The organism is Actinoplanes rectilineatus (assembly GCF_000962825.1).
In the GTDB taxonomy this organism is placed as follows: Bacteria; Actinomycetota; Actinomycetes; order Mycobacteriales; family Micromonosporaceae; genus Actinoplanes; species Actinoplanes rectilineatus.
Genome location: NZ_JZKF01000001.1, coordinates 293,818 through 316,289 on the forward strand (window position 1 = coordinate 293,818; position 22,472 = coordinate 316,289).

The following is a 22,472-nucleotide window of genomic DNA, read 5'->3' on the forward strand; positions in this document are numbered from 1 at the left end:
TTCAGTCCGTCCAGTGACCGCTTGCGGCCGGCTTCGGCCGTGGCGTCTCCACCGGCGGTCGCGGCGCGGGCGGCGGAACCACCGGCGCCGCGACCGGTCGCGGATCGGGTACGACGTCGAAGATCGCGTCACGCCGGCGCTGCCAGAAGCGGTACCCCAGATAGCCCAGCGCCGCCAGCATGATGAGCAGGACGACCGTGACGAGGCCGGCGTGGCCGCCGGAGTCGGCCGCCGCGGTCCCGTCCGCGGCGTCACCGACGGGTGACGGCTGAGCGGCGCCCTCCTCCGGGAGTTCCCGGGTGGTCGCCGCGCCGGGGTTGAGCATCCCCCAGCCGAACTCGCTGCTGGGCTGGGTCTCTTCGCCGATCTGATCGGCGCTGACCTGCATCCGGTGGGCGACCTGGGCCGCGGTGAGGGCGGGATAGGCCGCCCGGACCAGGGCGGCCTGCCCGGCGGCGAACGCGACGGCGTAGTGGGTGCCGGAGCCGACGCCGTCCTTGGTGCCGAGGCTGGTGACCTGCAGGCCGGGCGCCACCAGGTCGATGCCGCCCTTGCGGTACGCGTCGGCGGCGCGCATGTCCTCCCCGACACCGGCGACCCGCAGCAACCCCGGAACGGCGTCCGGGACGCTGACGTCAGTGGTGGTCGGGGCGCCGAGAACGACCACCACGTCCTGTTCGATCGCCTTCTTGACGGCGGCGGTCACCTCGGGGGCGCCGGCGTCCACCGCCGGGCCCAGGGCGATGACCGTGGCGCCGGCGCTCACCGCGTACTCGATGGCCTGGGCTTGAATGCCCGGACGGGCGACTCCGGCGTCGGCGCGGACCCGGAGGGGGAGAACGGAGGCGTCCGGCGCCACGCCCGTCAGTTCGCTGCCGGGTGTCGGCTGGGCCACCATCAGCGCGGCCATCGCGGTGCCCGTGCCGATGCAGTCGAGGTCGCCGCGGTTCGTCGTGCCCGCCAGGTCCCGTCCGACGCCGATCCGGCCCTTGAGCTGGGGGAGTGTTCCGTCGGCGCCGGAGTCGACGATCGCGATGACCTGGTTCGTTCCCCGGGTTCGGGGCCAGGCCTGATCGGCGGCGAGACGCCGTGCCGCCCAGTCCAGACGGGTGCTGGACGCGGGGACGGTACAGGCCCCCGCGGAGGGCTGTGCGCTGCCGGACGGCGTCGCCCCGCTGGGGCGTGAGCCGGTGTTCGGCGTGCCCGCTGCGGTGGTGCCGCCGGGGAGATATCCGGGCTGGACCGGCGTCACCGGTTGAGGGGCGCTGATGTACGGAGGAACGGTGGTCGGGGTTGTGGTGGGCGTCTTGGTCGGGGTCTTGGTGGGGGAGCTCGTCGGGGTCTTGGTGGGGGCCGGCGTCGAGGGTGTGCTCGACGGGAGCTCGCCGTACCGGATGGCTGATCCGACGGCGTCCCATGGCATCACCATCATCCAGCCCGCCGTCAGCCGGTTCGCGTCGGACAGCGCCCGGCCGTCCGGCTGCTCCCGCCCCACGTTGAGGTTGAAGATCTCCGCCGAGCGGGAGCCGCTGCCCAGGAACCGGGTGGCGATCTCGGTCAGGTTCTCCGGCGAGCCGGCGTACGCGGCCGTGACCACGTAGTACTTCACGTATTCGTCGCTGGTCGGCGCCGCTTGCGCCGATGTCGTGCCCAGCACCAGAGCGGCCACGGTGACGAGGCCCGGGATTGTCGCGGCTCTCATTTCTCCTTCTTCGATCCGCCGCTGAATCCCCGAGCGGCGAGTTCGTCACGCAGGGCGCGGAGCCCATGGTGGGAACGTGATTTGACGGTGCCGGGCGGAATTCCCAACAGGGCCGCTGTCTCGGCGATGGAGCGTTCCTCGAAATACAGGTGTTCCAGGGTGCTGCGTAGCCGTTCCGGCAGGGCGTCGACGGCTTCCCGGACCGCGGTGGAGTCGAGTTCGCGTTCGATCTTCTCTTCCGTGTCGTCGCCGGGGATCTCTATGCGTTCGTCGGTGTATTCGACCGGTCTCACCTTCGCCGCCCGTACGTGGTCGATGGTCACCCGCCTCGCGATCGTGAACAGCCAGGCCCGGTTCCACTGGCCCTTCTCGTTGCGGGCGTCGAGGTGCCGCCAGGCTCGCATCATGGTTTCCTGGACGATGTCCTCGGCCCAGTGGACGTCGCCGCCGGTGAGCCGGCGGGCGTAGGCGAGCAGGGCGGGTTTCTGGACGAGGAAGAGATGCCGGAGCGCCTCGGTCTCGTTCAGTGGCATCGTTTCCGCGGGGGCCTCGCGACCGTCGATGGCTCCGTTCAGGTCGTCGACCGTGCGCATGCGCCACCCTTCTCTGAGGTTCCCGAAACGCGCGCCCCGACGGGGGCGCGCGGTGACCGGGACAGTCAAGACCTCCGGAGTGGATCCGGACTTGAACGGCCGGATCGGGCCGTTCAGAGAACGGCTTCGATCGACCCGGGAACCCTCGTCGGGGTGTGGGGAAGCCGCAGGTGAGACCTTTGTGGAAGGTCTCTTTATCGGTGCGGATTCATGGCGTTGTCCGTGTCGGTGATCGCCACTTCCCACCGCGATCGGAGGTGCTGCATGGCGAGGGGCGCCGCAGCGTCGATCTTGAGCAGGCACATGCCCTGGGGGAGGGTCATCAGGTCGCCGACCAGGTGTGACGGCAGGGAGTAGAGGTCCACGCAACGCTGCGCGTCCGCCTCGCGGCCCTGGGCGTACAGATAGGCGGTCCCCGCCTCGGTCAGCATGCTGACGGCCGGCGAATCCACCGGGATGTCCGAGACGTGGTGCAGCGCGACGACGTTGGCCAGGCCGATTCCCCGGGACAGCTTGCTGTTGCGCTGGAAGATCCGGGCGCCGACCCCCTCGGCGAGGTGCCAGCCCTCCTCGGCCACGAACGTGGTCAGCCACCCGCGCCGGCGTCGGAGCAGGTTGGTGAGCCAGGTGTTCAGCACCGTCATCACCAGCGGGATGGCCGGCCCGTCGGCGGGCAGCTGGGACAGGTCGAACGAGGTCAGCCGCTCGGAGAGGACGACGTCCTTGGAGGTCGGCCCGTCGAACAGGCCGGCCAGGTCGTCGCCGAGGAGCCGTTCGAGGTCGAACCGCATGGTCAGGGCGGCTTCCGCCCAGGTCTCCCGGGCGTTCGGGGAGTCGAGGCCGCCGAACCGGTCGGCCGGCGGCGCCTCGCCGAGAGCACGGACGACGTCCTCCAGCACCGGCGTACGCCGGTCGGCCTCGGCCACCCGCAGGGCGTGCAGGTGAGCGGCCCGCAGCGCGGCGCCCTGCCACGAGTCGACCGGGCGCCCGGAGGCGGTCTGCACCACGGCCCGCAGGAGTTGCAGCTGGCCGGCGACGTGGTTGTTCGTCGCTGCCGACACGTTGATGACCGGATCGAGGAGGTTGAGCCGGCTCCCGGCACCGCCGAGCTCGAAACGCACCGGCTTGCCGCCCAACTGCCGGCAGATCTCGCTGAACTCGCCCTCGCCGCCCTGGTCCTTGCGGTCGGCCACCACCACCCGGCGCTTGCGGAAGGTCAGCTGCCGCACCACGAACACGGTTTTGATCAGACTCGACTTGCCCTTGCCGAGATCACCGAGGACGACCACGTTCGGCGACGAGACGATCTTGTTCTCGTACGCGGTGAAAGGGTCGTGATAGACAGGTTGACCGGTGGTGAGGTCGATGCCGTTGACGAGTCCCTCCACCGTGGTCGGCGGGGCGGAGATGGCCGTGCACAGGACCTCGGCCTGCCGGGTCGTGCTCGGGATGCCGGGTGATCGTGGGGCGTAGAGGCCCAACCGGCCGAGCAGCGGCGAGCGCCGCCAGCGCCACGCCTTCGGTGCGAGCTGGACGGTCATGTGCTGGTCTCCATTCCTCGCCACACCGGCCAGGTGGCGGGCAGCGCCTCGTCGTGCCGATAGGTGAGCCAGTCGAGCTGGGCGATGCCGCACTCGTCGGCGGCGTCGCCGATCCGGGTGGCGGCCTCCATGACGTCGGCCTGCGTACGGGAACTGACCGCGACCCACCCCACCCAGTGGGCGCCGTGGATTCCCGAACCCGGCTGCAGGTCCGCGAGCCGCTGCGCGGAGGCGGACAGCTGCACCGCCTGGCTACCGTCGTCGATGGCGCCCCGCCGGGCGCTCTCCTCGTTCTGCCCCACGTCCATGGTCAGGTCCTGACGGGCTCGACGGCGGGCCTGAGCAGCCGGTTGTACCGTCACACTCAGCGCGATCGTGCGATGCACCGGCGCGGTCATCCCGTACAGCAGGGGTGCGATCCACCGGGTGCCGACCGGCTCGGCCGTCACCGCCGAACGGGGGATCGAGGCGACCCGATGCCACCAGAGATCATCGACGACCACCGCGTCCCGTTCCGTCCGCTGCGGCCGCAGCCACGTCTCGGGGGAGACGTCGACGGTCTGGTCCAGCGGGAAGTCCGGGTTCTGCAGATGCCGGAACAGAGCCGCCAGCCGATGGGTGGAGAGGATGCGGGGGTTGTGCAGACCCGCGTGCGCGGCCAGCGAGGCGACCCACCGTGCCTGCGCGACGGCGAGCCGGACCATGCCCTCCTCGCCGGGGGCGAGCGCGGCGGCCTCCCGGGCGTAGGCGGGCGTCAACGGGAGGCGGACGGCGAGATAGTGGCGCACCATCTCGGCCGCTCCGGCGGTCATCCGGACCAGTTCGGCGTACGAGCTGAGCAGCAGCTCCGGCGCGTCCGGGTCGACGTGGCTGGCCGCCCACTGCTCGTGCGCGGCCGAGTCGAGCGGAACGATGCGGGTCACCGACTGGACGCCCGTGATCAGGCCGCTCTCGCGTGCCAGCCGGCTCAGCAGGCGGCCGTACGCGGCGGCGGCCTGGTCGTAGTCACGGTCGGTGCGCAGCCCCGGCGCCTGTCCGTCCACCTCGATGGCGACCGACAGGTACGCCGGTTCGCCCGGCGGATGATGCATCAGGACCGCATCCGGCTCGCCGTCGGCGGTCAGCCACTGGACACCCTCCAGCCCGGGCGCCTCGGCGCGGACCGACCGGGCCCACGCCACAGCCTCCCGGCGCCGGGACGTGCCGGTCGAAGGGGTGAACGGCTGCGCCAGGTGCAGGGGCAGCAGCCGGGTCTCGCCCCGGCGGCGCCGTTGCCGCCAGCGCAACGCCAGGGCCAGCTCGCGCCCCGGCGACCGTCCGGTGGCCGGGTTCTGCAGGGTCAGCGCGAATGCCGTCGCGAACACGATCAGCGCCATGCCGATGCCGACCAGGCCACCGACCAGCACGGCGAGCAGCAAGGCCGTGCCGAGCCCGCCGCCGAGGATCAGATTGCCCTCCCGGCTCCGGGCGCCGCCGAGCAGCGTGCGCCGGCGCAGCTCGCCGCCGAGCAGGGAGGAACGGATGTCGGTCATCAGGGCTCTCCGCGGTGGACGAGGTCGGGCATCGGCGGTGGGGCGTTGTCGATGGCCTGTTCGCTGAACGCGACCGGGCGCTCGGTGCCGGGGCCGTCGGCCGGTGCGATGCGGTTGATCCGGTCCCGGCCGGGGCGCAGCATCGCCGGTCTCGGCCGGTGCGGGCCGGCCGGCCGGGCCTCGTCGACATGCCGGGTCAACGACCCGTGCAGGCGCCGGTAGGACAGCTGGAGCATGGTGGAGCTCCCGCCGGACACGATGGCACCGGCCGGCACACCGGACCCCTGGCCGGCCCGGCTGCCGGGCGCCGACGGCAGCGGCAGAGTGGCCCTGATCAGTGACCACGGGGCGACGCCGACGAACAGCAGCGCCAGCGCCCCCATGAGCGCCGGCATCAACCGGCCCCACCCGTCGTCGGCGCCGCCCGGCGCCGGATCGAGGATCCGGGCGAGCGCGCCGATCAGGAAGAACAGCAGCGGCTTGGCGAACAGCAGGCCGAGCCAGGTCGAGGGCAGCCGCAGCGCCCGGCCGCGCGTCGCCGGGTCGATCGTCGCGACGAAGGCGACGGCCATGACGGCGCCGGTCAGATACAGCGCCAGGGTCTGGATGACCAGGCCACCGACCAGTCCGCCGACGCCGACGAAGGCGACGGCCATGACGAGCAGGGCGACGATCGGCCCACCCGGGAGCTTCGCCGGATCGTCGATGACCACCATCGTCGTGAGGCGGTCCGGCAGCGAGGCCACAGCGGCGCTGAAGTAGCGCACGATGCTGGTGGTGGCCGCGTCGGTCAGTTGCACCGTGAGCTGCCCGAGGGCCGGGCCGAACAGGACGAGCAGCATGGCGCCGGGGGCCCATCGCCACAGCGAGTCGGCCAGCTGCTGCCCACTCATCTGCCCGGACGAGGTGCGGTGGAACAGCCGGGCCAGCATGACCACGAGGACGAAGATCGCAATTCCGGACCCTGCCGCGTACGTGGAGAGGAACTGTTCGGTGGCGATGTCGGGCGACTTGACCGCGTTGAGTTCGGCGAAGGTCGTGCTCAACAGCGAGGAGAGGCTCCGCGCGAGGAACGCCGCGGCGTTGGTCATGGCGGTGTCGAACGCGTCCGTGCCACCCGGTGTGACGCTCACTCCCGGGCTCCGGCGTAGGTGTGCCAGCCGGTCCCGTACCGGATGAGGGTCTGGGCCCGGCTCACGAAGGACGGGCGCTGGGCCTGCGGATCCGGCCCGTCGGTGAACGCCGGGTCGGCGGTGAGACGCCAGTCGCGGCGTTCGCCGTCCCAGCGCAGAGCGATCCGGGCACGCTTCCAACCGGCCGGTCCGGGCGCCTGGCCCGGCGCGAGCAGGGCGATCTGGTACGGGTACCAGACGTCGACGGACGCCTTGTTCCTACTGGCGGTGACCACCCGGAAGGCGCCCAGCTCCGGTTGGGCGAGCGCGATGACGTGTCCGTCGTGGACCGTCCCGAGCGCGGTTCTCCGGTCGGCGATCCGCCGGCCGGCATCTGTGACGAAGTCGGCGTCGCCGATGGCCTTCAGGATGGCGGCCCGCCGGGACGGGTCGAGGACACCACTGCCCTCGACCACGGTCAGCCACGCCGTCGCGGCGCTGACCGCTCCGTCCGTGGAATGCGCGAAGCCCAGCGGCGTGCCGGCCGGCCCGGCCCGGGTCGAGCCGGAACCGGCGGCGACCTCACCGACCGGGAGTCTGGCCGGTTCGGCGTGCGTGATCTCCTCTGCCGCGTGGTCCTCCGCGGTCGCGGAGGTCACCGGCCGGGGTTCCGGCGTCTGGTCCGGGCGCAGGAGCGCCACGGCGGCCAGGCCCCCGGCGGCGGCCAGCGCGGTCGTCAGCAGTGTCGCCGTACGCATCCCGGTCAGCCGACCACGGTGATGATCGTCCCGACGATCACCGGCAGGCCGATCAGCCCGGCCAGCGCGGCGGCCCGGACCTTCACCTCGCCGGTGGCGTCGGTGACCATGTGCGCGTTGCCGATCCGCTTGGCCTGCGCCATCGACAGGAACGCCGCGGCCAGGTAGAAGACGGCGGCGGCGATGAGCAGCGCCCACACCGCGCCGGCGACACGGGCCCAGGTGGTCACGAACGCGGGCCCGAGGATGCCCATGTCCGGGGTCACTCCGTCGAGCGGATTGGTGACGGGGCTGTCGCCGAGGATTGTCGTCATCAGGGTTCCTTCAGCAGGAGTCAGCCGGCGTGCGGGATGCCGCCTCGAAGGAGAGACGGAGCGATCCAGGCTCGGGTTCACGGGCTGATTCACTGACCGGGCCGTCAAGATTCACTGACCGGGCCGTCAAGTGGCGCTGTGTACCGTCCGCCAACTGTGTTCTCACATTCGAGCGGAAACCGCGGCACGATGATGATCACCATGGCGGTTCTCGCCGTCCTCGCCCCGATAGCGCTGGTGGCCGTGATGCAGTCCGCCGCCCCCGCGGTGACCGTCGGCGCGGCCGACTGCCTGACCCCGGAAGGCACGGCGTGGGTGCTGGACACCGAGCAGAAGGCCAACGCGCAACTGATCATCGACGTCGGCGCGGCACGGTCGATCCCGCCCCGGGGCTGGGCCGTCGCGATCGCCACCGCCGCCCAGGAGAGCGCCCTGAGGGCGGCGCCCGAGCCCGACGGGTTCGGCTCGTCCGGCCTGTTCCAGCAGACACCGCCGGCCTGGGGCACCCGGGCCGAGGTCAACGACAACCGGCACGCCACCGGCTCGTTCTACACGGCGCTCGAGAAGGTCGGCGGCTGGCAGACGATGGACCTCACCGTCGCCGCCCAGACTGTCCAGATCAGCGCGTTCCCCGACGCGTACCGCAAACACACCGCCACCGCGATCGACACGGTCCGCGACCTGGGCGGCCAGGAACTCGACTGCTCCCGGGTCACGCTGGCCAGCGGCATGGCCGAGCCGGCGCCACGCAACCCGGACGGTTCCTGGCCGATCGAGACCTGCGCCGTCCGGCCCGACCCGACGACCGGCGGCGGCTGCCTCACCCCGCGAACCGATCACCTGGTCCGGGTCGCGGAGGCGGCCGGCTATCCCAAGCCGGGCTGCTGGCGGGTCGACAACCACGGCGAACACCCGAAGGGCCGGGCCTGCGACTTCATGATGACCTCCGGCGGGGAGGCCTCCGGTGCGCAGCGGGCGCAGGGCGACGCCATGGCCCAGTGGGCGGTCGCCAACGCCGACCGGCTCGGCCTGATGTACGTGATCTGGTTCCGCCGGATCTGGACGCCGGCCCAGGGCTGGCACGCCTACAACAACCCGTTCGGCGGCAACGACCCGTCCGGCTGGCACACCAACCACGTACATATATCGGTCTATTGATTGTCATGGTGTCCGATGCGAAGGCCCGCGCGTGTGCCGACATCCCGGAGCCTGATATGCAATGCGGATGAACGACCGGGAACTGCTCGACCGGATCGAGGGCACGCCCTGGATCGAGGACCTGCTCGGACGCTTCGACTTCGACCTCTATCGCCGCGACTACGGTCCCGTCGAGCCGGTGGCGCTGGCCGGCGGCGAGCCGCTGGAGATGATCGCCGGGGATGGCGGTGGTGGCGCGTTTCTCCTGGTCGGAGACGGTCCGCAAAAGCCGATGCTGTACGTCGGCTCCGAGGGCGAAGGTGGTCTCGTCGCCACCGGGCTGCGGGACGGGATGGCCCTGATCATCGGAGTGTCGAGCCTCCACGACGCCACGGCGTTCCCGGTCGACGAGGACGACGGCCGCAAGCTGCGAAACTGGCTCGCCGCCGCCGACGCGGAGATCCGCGAGGACTGGCCGGAGCTGGATGCGGCCCGCACCCGGTTGCGGTCCGCCCTCGACCTGCGACCGGTCGACGACGATCTGGTGCGATCCCTGCACGAGGCCGCCGCCGATCTCCGATACCGCCCTTTCAACGAGGAAGGACTGCCCTACCGCTCGATGCTCGGCTGGGCGGACGAGCCCTGGCACGGCCCTGATCGCCCGATCACGCACCTGACGACGACTTGATTCGCGGGAGCGGCCGATACAGTGGCTGTGCAGACCAATCCGCCAGCATCTGTCGTATGAATCCACTCAAGCGCGGCGTTCTTCTCGGTATCGCGGGCGTCCTGGGCGCCACCACGATCGTGGCCGTCGGACTGGCCGGAGGCGGGAGCGCCGCCCCCGCCGCGACCAAGTGCACGCCGAACCCCGGCACGTACGCGATGGAGGTCTGCGCGACCGGAACCTTCACCGCCAAGCTGGTCGCGACCGGGGTGGCGTCCGGGACCGTGACGGCCGCCCCGGGGACAGCGAACACGTTGCGCTCCTTCGCGTCCATGGCGCCGATCAGCGGGGTCGCGGTCGTGACGTTCTACAACGCCGACAACAACCAGGTGCTCGGCTCGGCCTCGTGGGAGCCCTCGAAGCGAGGGATCTGCATCGCCCTCGGCGGCACGACGGCCAGCCCCACGTCGATCGCCTGCTGACCGTCGTCGTGAACCGCGACCACCGGGGCTTCGTCTCACCTGCGAGACCGTGAACGACGTGCGAGGACGGGAAGGGTTCGGAGCGACATGACACTGCGTGCGGCGGAGCTGTTCCCCAATGCTCAGCGGGCGCGGCACTACGGTGCCCCGCCACCCGGCCCGGAACGGGGTCCCGTCCCGTTGCAGCCGCCACCCTCGGTGCTGACGATGCCCGACGGCAGGGTGATCCCTCTGCTCTGGGACGGCGAGTCCAGGACCGAGACGGATCCGGTTTCCGCTGACCCGCTCCCGCCCGACACGGAGACCGGCGGCGGGACTGACACCGAGACCGAAACCGGCACCGAGACCGAGGCCGAGACCGAGACAGACAGCGTGGACGAGGCAGACGAGCCCGAGCCCGAGGTCGATCCGGCGGTCCACGTGGCCGGTGTGCGGCGGGCGCTGAGCTACAGCCCGCAGATCATGGTCGCCAATCCGGTGTCCGGGACCGGTAAGACGACGGTCACCGCGGCGCTGGCCGCGACGTTCGGCCGGGTCAGGGAGGTGCCGGTGCTGGCGTGGGAGCTGACCGGCGCGGTGTCCGCCGGTGAGCCGCGGTACGCGCGGGGCGACGGGTACGACGTGCTCGCGTGCGAGGACCTGCTGGCCGTCGGGCTGACCACACCGGACAGTCTGGTCTCGCTCGGCCGGAGGATGGTCGGCGACTACGACGTGCTGGTGATGGACACGGGCGACGACGACACGGCGGCCGGCTGGTCGGCCGCGGCAACCGTCGCGGATCTCGTGGTGGTCGCGGTGACCTCGCGGCCGGAGGCGCTGGCCGCGGGGTTGCGGATCCTGGAGAGCATGCCGGAGCGTTCGGCGGTCGCTGTCGTGTCGTGCACGACATCGGACACGGATCCGCAGGACGTCGCGTGGATGGTCGAGCAGCTTCGGCCGTACACGAGTGAGGTTGTGGTCATCGGTTTTGATCCTGTGCTTTCCGGGGCTGAGGCGGTCCGCTACGACCGCCTCAGCAGCTCCACCCGGCAGGCCTTCCTGGCGCTCGCCGCTACTGTCATGGACTTTCTTCCGGCCGACTGACGACGCCGTCAGCGCGTCCAGGCCGCGGCGGCGCGGCGGGTGATGGCGTCGACCTCCTCCTTCGCCGCCTGCGAGATGGGCGCGGCGTCCGGCTCCTTGTACCAGGGGCGCAGGCGGATCAGCGCCGGACGCACACCGGTGGCCAGGAGTAGCGCCGTACCTTTGGGAAGGGCTCTGATCTTGTCGGCGGGGAGGATGTGCTCCTGCCGGTAGGAGACCGAGTGTGAGGTGCCGTCGCGGCTTCGCGAGCGGCTCTTGGTCGCCACGTCGTGCTGGCCGACGAGCCTCGAGACCTTCTCGACGAAGTCGGCGTCGTCGAGGCCGGCGCCGAGCAGTTTGACGGTGGCGGCGCTCCAGAGCGCGTCCATTCCCGCGTCGCCCCACACCCGGGCTCCCTGCCGGTAGCTCTGCAGCAGGGTGACGACGTTGATGCCGCGGGATCCGAGGTGGCTGTACAGATCGGGAAGGTCGCTGATGCGGCAGACGTTCGCCGCTTCGTCGAGGACCGCGGTCATCGGCGGGTCCAGGCGGCCGCCCATGCGTTCGGCGGCGACCACGCCGGCGCGCAGGGTCATGTCGGCGAGGCCGGCGATCACTCCGGCCGCGGATCCGCCGCCGTCCTTGGAGAGCAGGTAGAGCGTGTCGCGGCTGATGACGTGGTCGGCGGGGATGAACTCGGGGAGCCGCGGGTCCCGGCTGACCCAGGCGAGGATCGCCGGGTCCAGCAGACACGCGACGCACTGCCGGGCCGTCTCGTAGATGCCGTCCCGGGTCTCGACCGCGCCGCGTACCGTGCCCTGCAGTTGTTCCGCCATGGCGGGCATGCCGATGTCGCGGAGGATGTCGATCGGGGTCCGGTCGGCCGGATCGGCCAGCCAGCCCAGCAGGTCTTCGACGGAACGTCCGCCGCGGCAGGCGGCCATGAAGAGCGCGGTGAGGGTGTTCTGCGCCGCCGAGATCCAGAAGTCCTTCTTCGCCGCGTCGTCGTTGACCGAGCTGACGAAGTGCCCGGCCAGGCGGCGGGCGCCCTCGATGGTGTCGCAGCTGGCGAGCATGTCCCACCACATCTCGCGGGGGCTGTGCGCGATGCCCTGCGGGTCGAAGGTCCAGACCCTGCCGACCTTCACCCGTTCCTGCCGGGTGACGGTGAAGACGTCCGACTTGTTGGAGGTCAGCAGTACCGCCCCCCTCGCGCGCAGCAGCCGCGGGATGGCGATCCCGGTCGACTTGCCGGCGCGCGGGGCCATCAGGTCGAGTTCCACGTCCTCGAACGAGGAGCGCAGTTCCGGCCCGTTCGGTTCGAGATCGCCCAGCAGGTTGCCGATCTCGTCGGGGGCGGGATTGCGGATCCCCTTCAGCGAGGGGCGCAGGTCCCGGGCCCGGGCCGCCGCCTGTTCGGGCAGCATGCCGGCCAGGTCGCGCCGCGAGGCGAGCCCGTTGGTCGTCGAGCCCCCCTTCCTTCGGAACTTGGCCGCCAGGAGGACGGCCGGGGTCACGAGCACGATGAAGAGCACTGCCGCCCCGCCGTACACCACCGAGGGCGCAGACCCCGGCCAGAGCGCGGAGACATCACCGACGAGCAGATTCCGGTACGTGCCGCCGGTGAAGGACGGTGGATGCCACCCGTGCCCGGTGAGCGCGGCGGCGACGGTGCCGCCGAGCCACAGGATGCCGAAGAGGGCGAGGTTGGCCGCGGCGAACCCGGGGATCAGCCAGGCCATCGAGTCGCCGCCGCCGTTCCTGCTCACGAGGCGTCCAGAGTGTTTCCGGCGGTCAGGTCGGCCTGGGCGTCCTGGCGGGCGGTCTGGATGCCGTCGGCCACGCCGTTGGCGACCCACCGGGTGTTGGTGTCGTGCAGGTGCCGCTCGATGTCGGTGATGGCGACGTGGATCGGGATGCCGGGGCGACCGCCGACCTTGATCAGGAACCGGCCGCGGCCGGGCGGCTCCTCGTTCTCGCCGTTATGCGACCAGCCGGGCGGTGACGACCACGAGGAGACCAGGTCGATCTCCCGGCGTGACATCCCCACGACCTTGCCCAGCTCCTCCATCTCGGTTCGCGGCAGGCCCGCGCAGACCACCATGCCGGCGCGTTCCACGAAGCCCCGGGCCTTCGCCTTGTCGGACTCGCTGCCGAGCGCCTCGGCGTCCTTGAGCGTGTGGGTGATCTTCGAGTCGGCCAGGCCCAGCGACCTGTTCAGGCGGGTCAGGGCGTCGATCCGGTCGACGATGCCGGAGGCCGCCCGGAGCGGGCGCCACAGCTCGTCGAGCACGGTGAAGAACCACCGCCGCGGAGTCAGGCCGGCGTCCGCGAGCGCGTGCGACGCCGCCACCGTGCCGAGCCCGTCGGACCAGGCGGCCAGCATCGCCGCGGCGGTGAGCTGGCTGTCGGACTCACCGATGCGGGAGATGTCGATGCAGACGGCGGTCGCGTCCGGGTTGATGTGGGTGGACGTCTCCGAGGCGAAGGTGTCACCGAGCGGGCCGTCCAGGATGCCCAGCAGCGACCGGTGCAGGGGGTCGACGGCGTCGCGGTAGCGCGACTCCTCACCGCGGTCGAGGGTGAACTGGCGTACCTCGTCGGGGCCCTCCTGCAGGACCGCGAGCAGGTCGCCGAGATGGGCGGTCGTGCCGGCCGGGTGGCGTTGGTGGAGGTGGCGCAGGCAGACGGAGAGCACCGACTGCTCGTGGTCGGTGATCGACTGTCCCCGGACGACGCTGAGCAGGGCCGCGACCATGTTGAGCACCCGGCCGTGCGTCTCGGCGGTGAGCATCTCCCCGGCCCGGCCCCCGATCCGGGTGGCGGCGGCGCCCATCGCGCCCGGGTCCAGCACGTTCAGGCCGCCCATGCCGCGGCCGATCGAGATGACCTGGCCGCCGAGGGCCCGTACGGTGTCCGCGTAGTCGGGTTTGAGGTCGCCCAGGACCAGGGGCACCACGCCCTGGGCGGACAGGCCGATGAGCATCCGGTTGATCAGCGTCGACTTGCCGAGGCCGGGCATGCCCAGCATGAACAGCGACGGGTTGGAGATGTAGCGGGCCCGGGTGAACCAGTTGAGCGGGTCGCCGCACACCGTCGCCCCGGTGGACAGGTGCTGGCCCAGCGGCACGCCGATGGTCGGCGCGCCCGACCCGGAGGCGAAGGGCCAGAGGCCGCACGCCTGGACGGTGGTGGCACGCCACATCGCCGGCGGGTCCATCGGCGCGACCCGGCCACCACCCGCGGCGTAGGAGCCCCGGGTGGGGACGCTGTCGTCCCGGTTCCGCCGGGCGGCGTAGATACGGCGCCGCCGTTCGGCCTCGTCCAGCCGGTGCTGCTGCCGGGCCTGCTTGCGCAGCGCGCGGGGGCTCTGATCGCCCAACTCGTCCGGTTCGAGGTGCTGTTCGCCGAGGGAAGGGAGCCCGAGGCTGTCCAGCGCGGTCACAGCGCCTCCTGAAGTTCACGCGGGATGAGTGTCTGTTCCCAGGGCAGCAGGCCGACCGGCAGCGCACAGGTGAAGGCGGCGGCGTGCATCCGGTCGGCGGGCCGCATGGCCAGGCGGGAGGCGCCCAGCAGGTTACGCATGGTCGCGTTGACGTCCGGGATGTCCGCCGTCGAGTCCACTGTGACCGTGACGATCATGGAGAACTCCACGAGGCCGGCGCCGGAGGCCTCTTCGGCCGCGGTCTGTTCGGCGGCCGCGACCGCGGTCGCCGCCCGGGCTCGCACCGGACCTTGCGAGGAGTTGGCCAGGAACTGGGCCGATCGCCGGTCGCTCTCGACGATCTTGGCGGAGGTTGCCGGGTCGATCGGCCGGTAGAACAGGGCGACCCGCTTGCGCCGGATGCTCGGCGAGGGGTCGAGCAATGACCGCAGCACGCTGGACCGGACCGTTCCCCGCGGGGCGAGAGTGAGCAGCCAGCTCCGGGACACTCCGGAGTCGTGGTGGTACGCGCCGACCGTCTCGACCGCCGCTGCCGGCCCGGCATCCGCCCACTCCAGGCCGGTGGCGCCGTACTGGGCCCGGATGTCGAGGACGTCGGCGGCGACGGCGGGGTCGTAGGCCACCCGGACGACCTCGGCGATGCGTCCCGCGGACAGCGGGGCCGCGGCGCCGCCACCCGCGTTGACCAGCCCGTTGACCAGTCCCGGGATGCGCAGGGCGAGCTCGGTCAGGATCTCGTCGGGGTCCCGGCGTGCCGAACCCCGCAGGCCGTACGTGAGGGTGACGTAGGTGTTCATCTCGGAGGACGCCTCGGGATAGCGCTCGACGACCTCCTCCATCACCCGGCGGGCCGCGGCCGGCGCATCCGGGGAGATGCGGGTGAACACCTCGTTGGCGAGCCGAGTCCCCGGGTCGGGTGCGGTCTCCACGATCACCGAGGCGCCGCGCAGGTCCGGTTCGTGTGCGAGCCGTGCCAGCCAATCGCCCCACTGGGCCACCCAGACGTCGACCTGGTCCTCGTCGACGAGCGAACCGCCGTCCGGCTCGCAGCTGAGCACCACCGTGTAGAGGTCGCGGTGGCGGTGGTGCAGGACCCCGAAGGGGCGGCCGTACGGATCGGTGCCCTCGGTCATCGTGACCCGGCTGAGCATGCCCGGCGGCCGGAACCGACCGCCCGGACGGGTGGACAACGGCCCGGAGGCGTAGGCGGTGCTCCGGTTCGCTTTGCGGCGCGACCATCCGGCGCGTACCGCAAGAAGGTTGTAGATGTTGCGTCCGTCCTGGGTGCGGATGGCGAGGGGGCCGACGAAGGCGGCCACGAAGAACGCCATCACCACGGCCGCGGAGAGGGAGAACATGGACGCGAGCAGGATCAGCACCAGCCCGCCGAACACACCCACCGTGCCGACCAGGCCGAACGAGCCCAGTCCCGCTTTCCGCGGCCGGCTCCAGTTGCCGTAGGTCCGCGTTCTGATGATCTCGGTACTCACGTCTTCCGTTCTCCTGCCGGTGTGTGGCTAGTTGTCGGCGCCGTCGTGGATGCCGGGCAGCGCGCTGTGCGCGATGTTCGAGCCGTGCGCGACGGCGGCATTGGCCTTGTTCGCCGCGGAGGCCGCCAGCCCCGCGACCGTCGCGACACCACCGACCGCTCCGAGCGCGGTGCGCCCGGCGGTCGCCAGCCTCGACCGCGCCGGGCTGCCCGCGGTGGAAGCGCCCCGCGCGCCACCGGCGCCTGATGCCCCGGCAGCACCCGACGATGCCGCTGCGGAAGGACCGGCCGCCCCGGCCGCGCCGGTCGCTCCCCGGCCGCCGCCGGCGGCGGCTCCGCGGCCCATGCCGGCGAGCTTCCCGCCGGCCGTCGCGACCGCACCGGTGGCCGCGGCCCCGGCGCTGAGCACCGACCTGGTCGGGTCACCCGAGCCGAGGGCCGCCATCGCGGGCACGATGAGCCGCAGCAGCGCCGGGAGCGCCACGGCGGAGAGCAGCAGGACGCCGCACCCGGCGATTTTCTGCTGGGTGGCGCTGGTGCCGGTTGCGGCGATCATGGTGGTGCCGGCGTACAGCACGAGACCCACCGCCGGTTTGTACGCGAGCCAGGCGACCATCCACGCGATGTGCTTACGCCACCACGAGGAGCCCCACTCGGTCATCGAGGCGGAGGCGGCGAGCGGCAGCGTGCCGAACAGCAGCGTCATCACGCCGAGCCGCAGGTAGAGCAGGATGATGTGGATGACGCCGGAGATCAGCAGCAGCAGGCCGATGATGATCAGAAGAAACGTCGCGATGCCGCTGTTGCCGCAGCTGGCGATCGATTTGAGCTGTGCCTTGACGCCCGCCTCGTACAGGTGCGAGGTGTAGTGGTCGGAGAGGGTGGCCAACTCGACCAGTACGAACGATCCGGCGCCGGCGACCAGGACGACCCGCAGGATGCCCTTGAGCGCCGTCATGCCGGCCTGACCCCGCCGTTCCAGGGCCATCCGGCCGGCGGCGAACAACAGCGAGGCCACGGCGATCAGCAGGACCAGCCAGTTGATCTGGAACCCGATCTTCTCGTTGAGCTCCGCCGAGTTCGGCGCCAGGGTCGGTACCTTGTCCGCGGCGTCCTCGAACAGGTTGGCCGCCGCGGTCATGATGGCGGTGGCGATCTTCGCGAGGATGCCGTCGATGCCCGAGTCGAAGAACTCCATCACCCCGGACAGGGTGCCGAAGTACACCGCGTCTCCGGTGGCGCACTGTGCCATCTCACACCTTCCACATGATGAAACCGTCGAGTCCGGAGACCGGTGAGATCGGCGTGTGCAGGTCACCGGAGGCGAGCGCGCTGATCTTCCAGTCGCCGCCGGACCAGGCGACCGTGTAGTCCGTGGCGGCCTGGACCTGCGCCGACCTGATCAGCACCCGTACCGTGGCGATCTCCGGGGAGTAGGCGAGCAGCATGAATCCGGCCAGGAGCCCGCCGCCGTACTTCACCGGCGAGTCCGGGACCGACGAGCGCATCGCCACGAAGATGTCCCGTCCCGGGCCGTCGACCACCTGCTGATCGACGACGGCCGCCCACGAGTCGCCGCTCATCTGCCGGGGGATGACGTTCGCCGCCATGACGGCGCCCATCGGGGTGTGCGCGAAGCACCATTGGATCGGGCCGCTGGTCATCGTCGGGCCGGCCGAGGCGGACAACGGGACCGGCGCCCCGTTCAGCTGGCTCCAGGTGACGTCGCCAGGGGGACGCACCGGGGTGCTCTGGCTCGAGTCGTCGGTGGCGCAACCCTCGGGACGCGAACCCGGCGCCGCATCGATGCGGACCGTTGCGCCAGCAGGCCCCGCGGCCGCCGGTGCGGCGTCGCCGGTGCCGGCGCCCAGCGCCACGACCGTGCCGCCGCCGATCACCGCGACCGCGACGAACGCGGCCGAGAGCTGCCAGCCCATCTGCTGCCAGAACGGCTGCTCCTCGGCGTCGCGTGATTCCCTGCCCCTGAACATCGCCGGCATCGGTTACTTGGCGGCGTTGAAGTCGAAGACGAACTGGACGATGGGGCCGGCGACCGCGACGAGGATGCAGCCACCGAGAACCATGCCCAGCCGGCTCATGTGCTCGGAGGTCTCGCCGCGGCGGTGCGAGATGGCCATCACCGTGCCGGTGATCAGAACTCCGGCCACCCCGGCGGCCGTGCCCGCCCAGGCGATCAGGTTGAGACCCAGCTTGACCATGTTGATCAGAGCGTCGGGCGCGTTGCCGCCCGCGTCGGGCTGGGGGACCGCGGCGAGCCGGATCGCCCTGAACAGGACGTCGGCCATATTCGTGGAAAAGGACATCATTGACTCCGATCGGAATGGGGTGGCTACCAGAGAGGAATGGCGAGGAAGGCGACGATCGGGCCCGCGGACATCGCGAGGAAGCAGGAGATCGCCACGATCAGGATTTCCTGCCGGATCTCCGCCATCGAGCCCGGTACGCCCCGCCTGACCTGCAGCGCGAGCTGCATACCGATGACGATCAGGCCGGCGACGCCCGCCGCCGAAATGCACCAGGCCAGCAGGTTCAGAAGATTCAGCTGGGCCGGGAGGCCGTTGCTCCCTTTCGCCTGGGACGGATCGTAGGTGGGGATGGTAGGCGGCGGAACCGGCTCCGCCGTCACCGCCTTGAAACTGTCACAGACGAGTTTCGCCGCCTGCACCGTGCCGGACAGGGAGCATTCCTGGGCGCCTGTCACATCGACGTCCCGCTTGATCGGGCCGTGGAGGACGTGCAGATACATGACGAGGTGGTCGCCGGGGGTGTACGGAACCGAGAAATGGTGCTGCTGGCCCGCCAGCATGCCGCCGTGGCAGGGGCCGTCCTTGCTGCCCTGCGCGGCCGTCGTGTCACTGCCGACGCACGTCTTGATGGTGTACGCGCCGTGGTTCTCGAGATGGACCTTCCAGATCCCCGAGCCGGGACCCTGCCATCCCATGCCACCCGGCGCGGCGGCGGTGAGCGACGTCGTGGCGGTGGCAGTCGGCGCGGGCGCCGGTTCCGTGGTCGGCGCGGGCGCGGGATTCGTGGTCGGCAAGGGCTCCGCCAGGGCGTACGCGGGACTCATCCCCGTGAACCACACGATGACCAGGACGAGAACGGCGCTCACGAGCTTCATCGGCTTCACTGCGCGACGCCGAGTTCCCGGAGCTGCCGGTCGAGCAGGTCCACCTGCCTCGGCAGCCGGCGGGGCTGCTCGCCCAGCCTCCACTCGGTGATCCACGGAATCCGCTGCACCGGCGCGACGGAACGCAGCACGCGTACCCGGTTGAGGAGGGCGCGCGGCAGCGAGCCGGGCGCGTCGGCCACCAGGACCAGCGCGACGAGCTCCATTCCGGACGGATGCCGTCCCTCGCGCATCGCGTTCAGCGTCTGCGATGCCGCCTGCAAGCCACTGGCATGGGTACGCGCGACCAGGAACACCCGGGCCGGCTCGGCCTGATCCGGGTCGGGCCAGCGGCAGCCCAGGTCGGCGCCGCCGAGCAGCCCGGCGAGCGTGCTGACACCGGCCCCACCGTGCGCCCCGATCCAGCCGGCGCCGTCCGGCGTGAGCCTGCCGACCGGCGCCGTCGCGGCGGGGTTCCTGCCTACCAGGCTCACCGTCCTGCGCCGTAGATCAACGCTCATCTCACTTCCCCGTCCTGGCCTTCGCGGAAAATCCCCTCTGACAACGGCGCGGATCCGAAACGGTTCACGAGGATCTGGCGGCCGGCGTGAGCCGAGGGTCCGGGCAAATCTATTTGCCGTAGACGATGATCGATGACATGGAGTTGTCCGGAATGCAGTAGCCCTGACCGTCCAGCTCACGGGTGTATCCCACGTTGATCCAGTACACCCCTCCTTGGGCGTTGAAGTCCGTGTAGATCCACGCGGTGTGATCGGTTTTGTTGATGATGGACGACGCGTTGTCGTTGACGGGCGTGCCGTCGGCGAAATGCCAGTTGCTGGTGAAGTTCCACGTGCCGGTCTTGACGATGAGCACGCTGCCCCTGAGATTGTGCTCGGCGTAGATGCAGACCTCGCCGTCCTGGCAGATATAGGCTGCTTGCGCGGCGGATTCCAGCCCGAACAGGCTCGCCGAAATCGCCAGCACGGAGCTGAGCGCAGTGCGCAGTAAGATGTTTGTCTTCATGGAGGCAATTCCGTTCCGGTCAAGTGTCGGCAGCCCGCCGCCGATGGAGCCTAGAAAGTAATTCGAGGCTCTTGACCATCACTTGATGAGAACTGGATCCCGGTCCACAGCCGGTCAACTCCGCGCGATTACGTTTCCCGCCACGGTGGCTTCTCGACGACCACCCGCCGTAACGGCCCGATGAGGAAGCAGACGAGGCGGGAGCCCCCACAGCATGAGAGACCTCAGCGCGGGGCCCATGACCGTCGCGGCCGGGTGCGTCCGGTGATGGGACCGGCCCTGAGGATGCGCGTGCTCGGACCCCTGCGGGTCTGGCGCGGCGACACCGAACTCGATCTGGGACCACGCCAGCAGCGATGTCTGCTGGCACTCCTCCTCGTCCGTGACGGCCAGCCCGTCGGCGTCACCGAACTCGTCAGCCAGATCTGGGGGAGCGACCCTCCCGCCACCGCCGTCAACACCATCCACAAGGGTGTCGGATCGCTGCGGCGGATACTCGAGCCGGGAATCCCGCCCCGGTCATCCGGGTCGTACCTGTGCCGGCACGGCTCCGGATACCGGTTCGTGGCGACGGCGGAGACACTCGACCTGGCCGCGTTCCGGCGCCTGGTTGCCGAGGCCGAGAGCGACCCCGGGGTTGCGCTCGACCGCTACCTCGAAGCGCTCCGGTTGTGGCGTGGGCAGACCGGCGATCTGGTGTCGAGCAGCGCCGTCGCCACGGCGGTGTTCGCTCGCGTCGACGGGGAGATGCTCGACGTCGCCGTCCGCGCCGCCGGGATCGCGATGCGCCTCGGCCGCGCGTCCGAGGTTCTTGTTCCGCTGCGTACGGCCGCGGGGATCGGCCGTTTCCATGAGCCGGTCCATGCGAGCCTCGTCGCGGTGCTCGCCGCCACGGGACATCGGGCTGAGGCCGTGGCCCATCGCCGGGAGGTGAGCGAGCGGCTCCGTGGGGAACTCGGTATCAGCCCCGGGCCGGCGCTACGGGAGGTCCACCGGAGGATGTCGGACCGTGCCGGTCCCCTTCTGCAGGCGCTCGTCGAAGGGTTGCGGGAGAGCTCACGTATCGGCGCCATGGTGATCGCGGTCGACGGCCGGCCCGGAGTGGGCAAGTCGGCGATCGTGCGACAGTTCGCCCATCAGTCAGCCGGGGATTTCCCGGACGGCCGGCTCTACGTCGACCTGCGCGGCGACGCCGGCCTTCCGGCCATCGACGCTCTGCGTTCTCTCGTACGCGAACTCGGCGGCCGGGCGATCGCGGAGCGGGAGACGATGGACAGCCTGATCGAGCGGTACCGGGTGCTGACCGTCGGAAAACGGCTGCTGGTCGTGCTGGACAGCGTCGCGGACTGGTCGCAGGCCCGGCACCTGATGCCGCACTCGGCGGAGAGCCTGGTACTGCTCACGAGCCGGGAGCCGCTGACCGGGCCGGACGCACCGAGAGGCGTCTGCCGCCTGCCGTTACCGGCGTACTTCTGAACAGCCCTTCCAGTGGCCGTCAACAATCCGCGGCTACCCTTCGTTCGTCCGCACATACCGTGACATGGCTGCAAGCAATGGGGAGGACAGCGATGGCGATCAGACGGATACGCTCGACCGAGCAGGTCGAGCAGTTGCTCCTGCACTCCCCGGACATCGAACTGCAGATGAGCCAGGACTGTGCGGACCTGGAGATCGAAACCGTCAGCGCCCAGTCGACCGACGGCACCGTGACCGTCACCGTGGGCGGGATGGGAAAGATTCATGCGGTACGCGTGGATCCCGCGGCTCTCGAGACCGGAGACCAGGCCGCATTGGAGTCGGCCGTCGCCGAGGCGTTGTCCGCGGCTGCCGGGCTCGCCTCGGACCTGGCGTCGTCACGGATCGGCCCGACGCGGGTCGCTCTCCACTGAGCATTGTCGTCCTGCGCGGCCGTCTTCGACATGCTGCTCGGCCGTACCCCCGTTGTTCGAAGGCCTCGCTACGGTTGGCGTTTCCTTCGACGGGTCCGGAACGGAACGGTGGCCGCTGCGTCCCGGCGTGATAAGGACGTCGTTCACTGCCGGTGTCTACCGTTGGTGTCTCCTGACGGCCTGGGAACAGATCCCCCTGCCATGAACCCTCGCGAACATTCTTCCGTTGTCTGATGGACGAGCCGATGCGGAGAGCATTCGGCCTCAGTTCCGGTGGAAGCTCTATCGGGGAGGGAAGTCGTGCCGTACGACCTGCAGAGCCTGGAATGTTCCTTCGGTAGCCAGGGAGGGGAACCGCCGCACTTTGCTCCGAAATCATTTTTCGCCGCGCCGATCCTGCCCTGCGCCAGTAATGCCGGTACGTCGCTGCAGAAGTCAGGGAAAGAGGTCGGGTGATGAGTTCTTCGGAAACTTCAGGAGCGGGTCAGCGGGCACCTTCGCAGGCGTCATCGGTCAGGCCTCAGCCGCGGATGGCGCCGGCGGTGCCGTATCGGTCGGAGCTTTTGGGTGCGTTGGGCACCGATGGGGCACTG

At 70.8% G+C, this 22,472-nt stretch carries 22 protein-coding genes; 6 read left to right on the forward strand and 16 right to left on the reverse strand.

Annotated features, from left to right (window positions below; translation table 11 throughout):
- Nucleotide 1: 1 nt before the first annotated feature.
- The 7 genes from WH85_RS01180 to WH85_RS01210 form a co-directional block, all read right to left on the reverse strand.
- Nucleotides 2-1,702, reverse strand: a complete 1,701-nt coding sequence (locus tag WH85_RS01180) for a S8 family serine peptidase (protein ID WP_052720055.1) — start codon at nt 1,700-1,702, stop codon at nt 2-4.
- Nucleotides 1,699-2,295 carry a sigma-70 family RNA polymerase sigma factor gene (locus tag WH85_RS01185; RefSeq protein ID WP_052720056.1) on the reverse strand — a complete coding sequence of 199 codons (597 nt, stop codon included), beginning with the start codon at nt 2,293-2,295 and terminating at the stop codon, nt 1,699-1,701. Before WH85_RS01185 ends, WH85_RS01180 begins: the two co-directional genes overlap by 4 nt.
- A gap of 194 nt (nt 2,296-2,489) precedes the next feature.
- Nucleotides 2,490-3,836, reverse strand: coding sequence for an ATP-binding protein (locus tag WH85_RS01190; RefSeq protein ID WP_157410668.1), 1,347 nt, complete (start codon nt 3,834-3,836; stop codon nt 2,490-2,492).
- Nucleotides 3,833-5,368, reverse strand: coding sequence for an SCO6880 family protein (locus tag WH85_RS01195; RefSeq protein ID WP_083448692.1), 1,536 nt, complete (start codon nt 5,366-5,368; stop codon nt 3,833-3,835). The genes WH85_RS01190 and WH85_RS01195 overlap by 4 nt, the downstream gene beginning before the upstream one ends.
- The gene (locus WH85_RS01200; RefSeq protein WP_045739685.1) at nt 5,368-6,501 is read right to left on the reverse strand and encodes a hypothetical protein; all 1,134 of its coding nucleotides are present in this window, start codon (nt 6,499-6,501) and stop codon (nt 5,368-5,370) included. Before WH85_RS01200 ends, WH85_RS01195 begins: the two co-directional genes overlap by 1 nt.
- On the reverse strand, nt 6,498-7,238 hold the full coding sequence (locus WH85_RS01205; RefSeq protein ID WP_052720057.1) for a DUF8175 domain-containg protein: 741 nt from the start codon (nt 7,236-7,238) through the stop codon (nt 6,498-6,500). Before WH85_RS01205 ends, WH85_RS01200 begins: the two co-directional genes overlap by 4 nt.
- Before the next feature lie 5 nt (nt 7,239-7,243).
- Nucleotides 7,244-7,552 (reverse strand): hypothetical protein, encoded by a 309-nt coding sequence (locus WH85_RS01210; protein ID WP_045739686.1) that lies wholly within the window; start codon nt 7,550-7,552, stop codon nt 7,244-7,246.
- 201 nt (nt 7,553-7,753) lie between these two features.
- Between WH85_RS01210 and WH85_RS01215 the strand changes: the two genes are divergently transcribed.
- The 4 genes from WH85_RS01215 (at nt 7,754) to WH85_RS01230 (ending at nt 10,921) form a co-directional block, all read left to right on the forward strand.
- Nucleotides 7,754-8,710, forward strand: coding sequence for a VldE C-terminal domain-containing protein (locus tag WH85_RS01215; protein WP_045739761.1), 957 nt, complete (start codon nt 7,754-7,756; stop codon nt 8,708-8,710).
- Between the two features lie 67 nt (nt 8,711-8,777).
- Nucleotides 8,778-9,377 (forward strand): hypothetical protein, encoded by a 600-nt coding sequence (locus WH85_RS01220; protein WP_157410670.1) that lies wholly within the window; start codon nt 8,778-8,780, stop codon nt 9,375-9,377.
- 56 nt (nt 9,378-9,433) lie between these two features.
- Nucleotides 9,434-9,838 (forward strand): hypothetical protein, encoded by a 405-nt coding sequence (locus WH85_RS01225; protein WP_045739687.1) that lies wholly within the window; start codon nt 9,434-9,436, stop codon nt 9,836-9,838.
- A gap of 87 nt (nt 9,839-9,925) precedes the next feature.
- Entirely contained in the window at nt 9,926-10,921 is a 996-nt protein-coding gene (locus WH85_RS01230; protein ID WP_045739688.1) for a MinD/ParA family ATP-binding protein, read from the forward strand.
- A gap of 8 nt (nt 10,922-10,929) precedes the next feature.
- Here the strand turns inward: WH85_RS01230 and WH85_RS01235 are convergent, their stop codons facing one another.
- From WH85_RS01235 to WH85_RS01275, 9 genes are all read right to left on the reverse strand, one after another.
- Complete coding sequence (locus tag WH85_RS01235) at nt 10,930-12,669, reverse strand: type IV secretory system conjugative DNA transfer family protein (protein WP_245673766.1); 1,740 nt, start codon at nt 12,667-12,669, stop codon at nt 10,930-10,932.
- Complete coding sequence (locus WH85_RS01240) at nt 12,666-14,345, reverse strand: ATP/GTP-binding protein (protein WP_245673767.1); 1,680 nt, start codon at nt 14,343-14,345, stop codon at nt 12,666-12,668. Before WH85_RS01240 ends, WH85_RS01235 begins: the two co-directional genes overlap by 4 nt.
- Entirely contained in the window at nt 14,342-15,835 is a 1,494-nt protein-coding gene (locus tag WH85_RS01245) for an SCO6880 family protein (RefSeq protein ID WP_045739689.1), read from the reverse strand. The genes WH85_RS01240 and WH85_RS01245 overlap by 4 nt, the downstream gene beginning before the upstream one ends.
- 27 nt (nt 15,836-15,862) lie before the next feature.
- Nucleotides 15,863-17,086: a hypothetical protein gene (locus WH85_RS01250; RefSeq protein WP_045739690.1), complete on the reverse strand. Its 1,224-nt coding sequence runs from the start codon at nt 17,084-17,086 to the stop codon at nt 15,863-15,865.
- 1 nt (nt 17,087) lies between these two features.
- Nucleotides 17,088-17,825 (reverse strand): DUF8175 domain-containg protein, encoded by a 738-nt coding sequence (locus WH85_RS01255; protein WP_045739765.1) that lies wholly within the window; start codon nt 17,823-17,825, stop codon nt 17,088-17,090.
- 12 nt (nt 17,826-17,837) lie between these two features.
- Complete coding sequence (locus WH85_RS52680) at nt 17,838-18,158, reverse strand: hypothetical protein (RefSeq protein WP_245673768.1); 321 nt, start codon at nt 18,156-18,158, stop codon at nt 17,838-17,840.
- Nucleotides 18,159-18,184: 26 nt separating this feature from the next.
- Entirely contained in the window at nt 18,185-18,976 is a 792-nt protein-coding gene (locus WH85_RS52140; protein WP_211275243.1) for a hypothetical protein, read from the reverse strand.
- Between the two features lie 5 nt (nt 18,977-18,981).
- Nucleotides 18,982-19,485 carry a DUF6668 family protein gene (locus WH85_RS01270; RefSeq protein ID WP_245673769.1) on the reverse strand — a complete coding sequence of 168 codons (504 nt, stop codon included), beginning with the start codon at nt 19,483-19,485 and terminating at the stop codon, nt 18,982-18,984.
- Nucleotides 19,486-19,594: 109 nt separating this feature from the next.
- Entirely contained in the window at nt 19,595-19,990 is a 396-nt protein-coding gene (locus tag WH85_RS01275) for a peptidase inhibitor family I36 protein (protein WP_083448693.1), read from the reverse strand.
- Between the two features lie 291 nt (nt 19,991-20,281).
- On the opposite strand from WH85_RS01275, the gene WH85_RS01280 reads away from it, so the two are divergent.
- Both WH85_RS01280 and WH85_RS01285 read left to right on the forward strand, forming a co-directional pair.
- Nucleotides 20,282-21,466, forward strand: a complete 1,185-nt coding sequence (locus WH85_RS01280) for a BTAD domain-containing putative transcriptional regulator (protein WP_169792393.1) — start codon at nt 20,282-20,284, stop codon at nt 21,464-21,466.
- A gap of 92 nt (nt 21,467-21,558) precedes the next feature.
- Complete coding sequence (locus WH85_RS01285) at nt 21,559-21,879, forward strand: YbaB/EbfC family nucleoid-associated protein (protein ID WP_052720061.1); 321 nt, start codon at nt 21,559-21,561, stop codon at nt 21,877-21,879.
- Nucleotides 21,880-22,472: the final 593 nt, after the last annotated feature.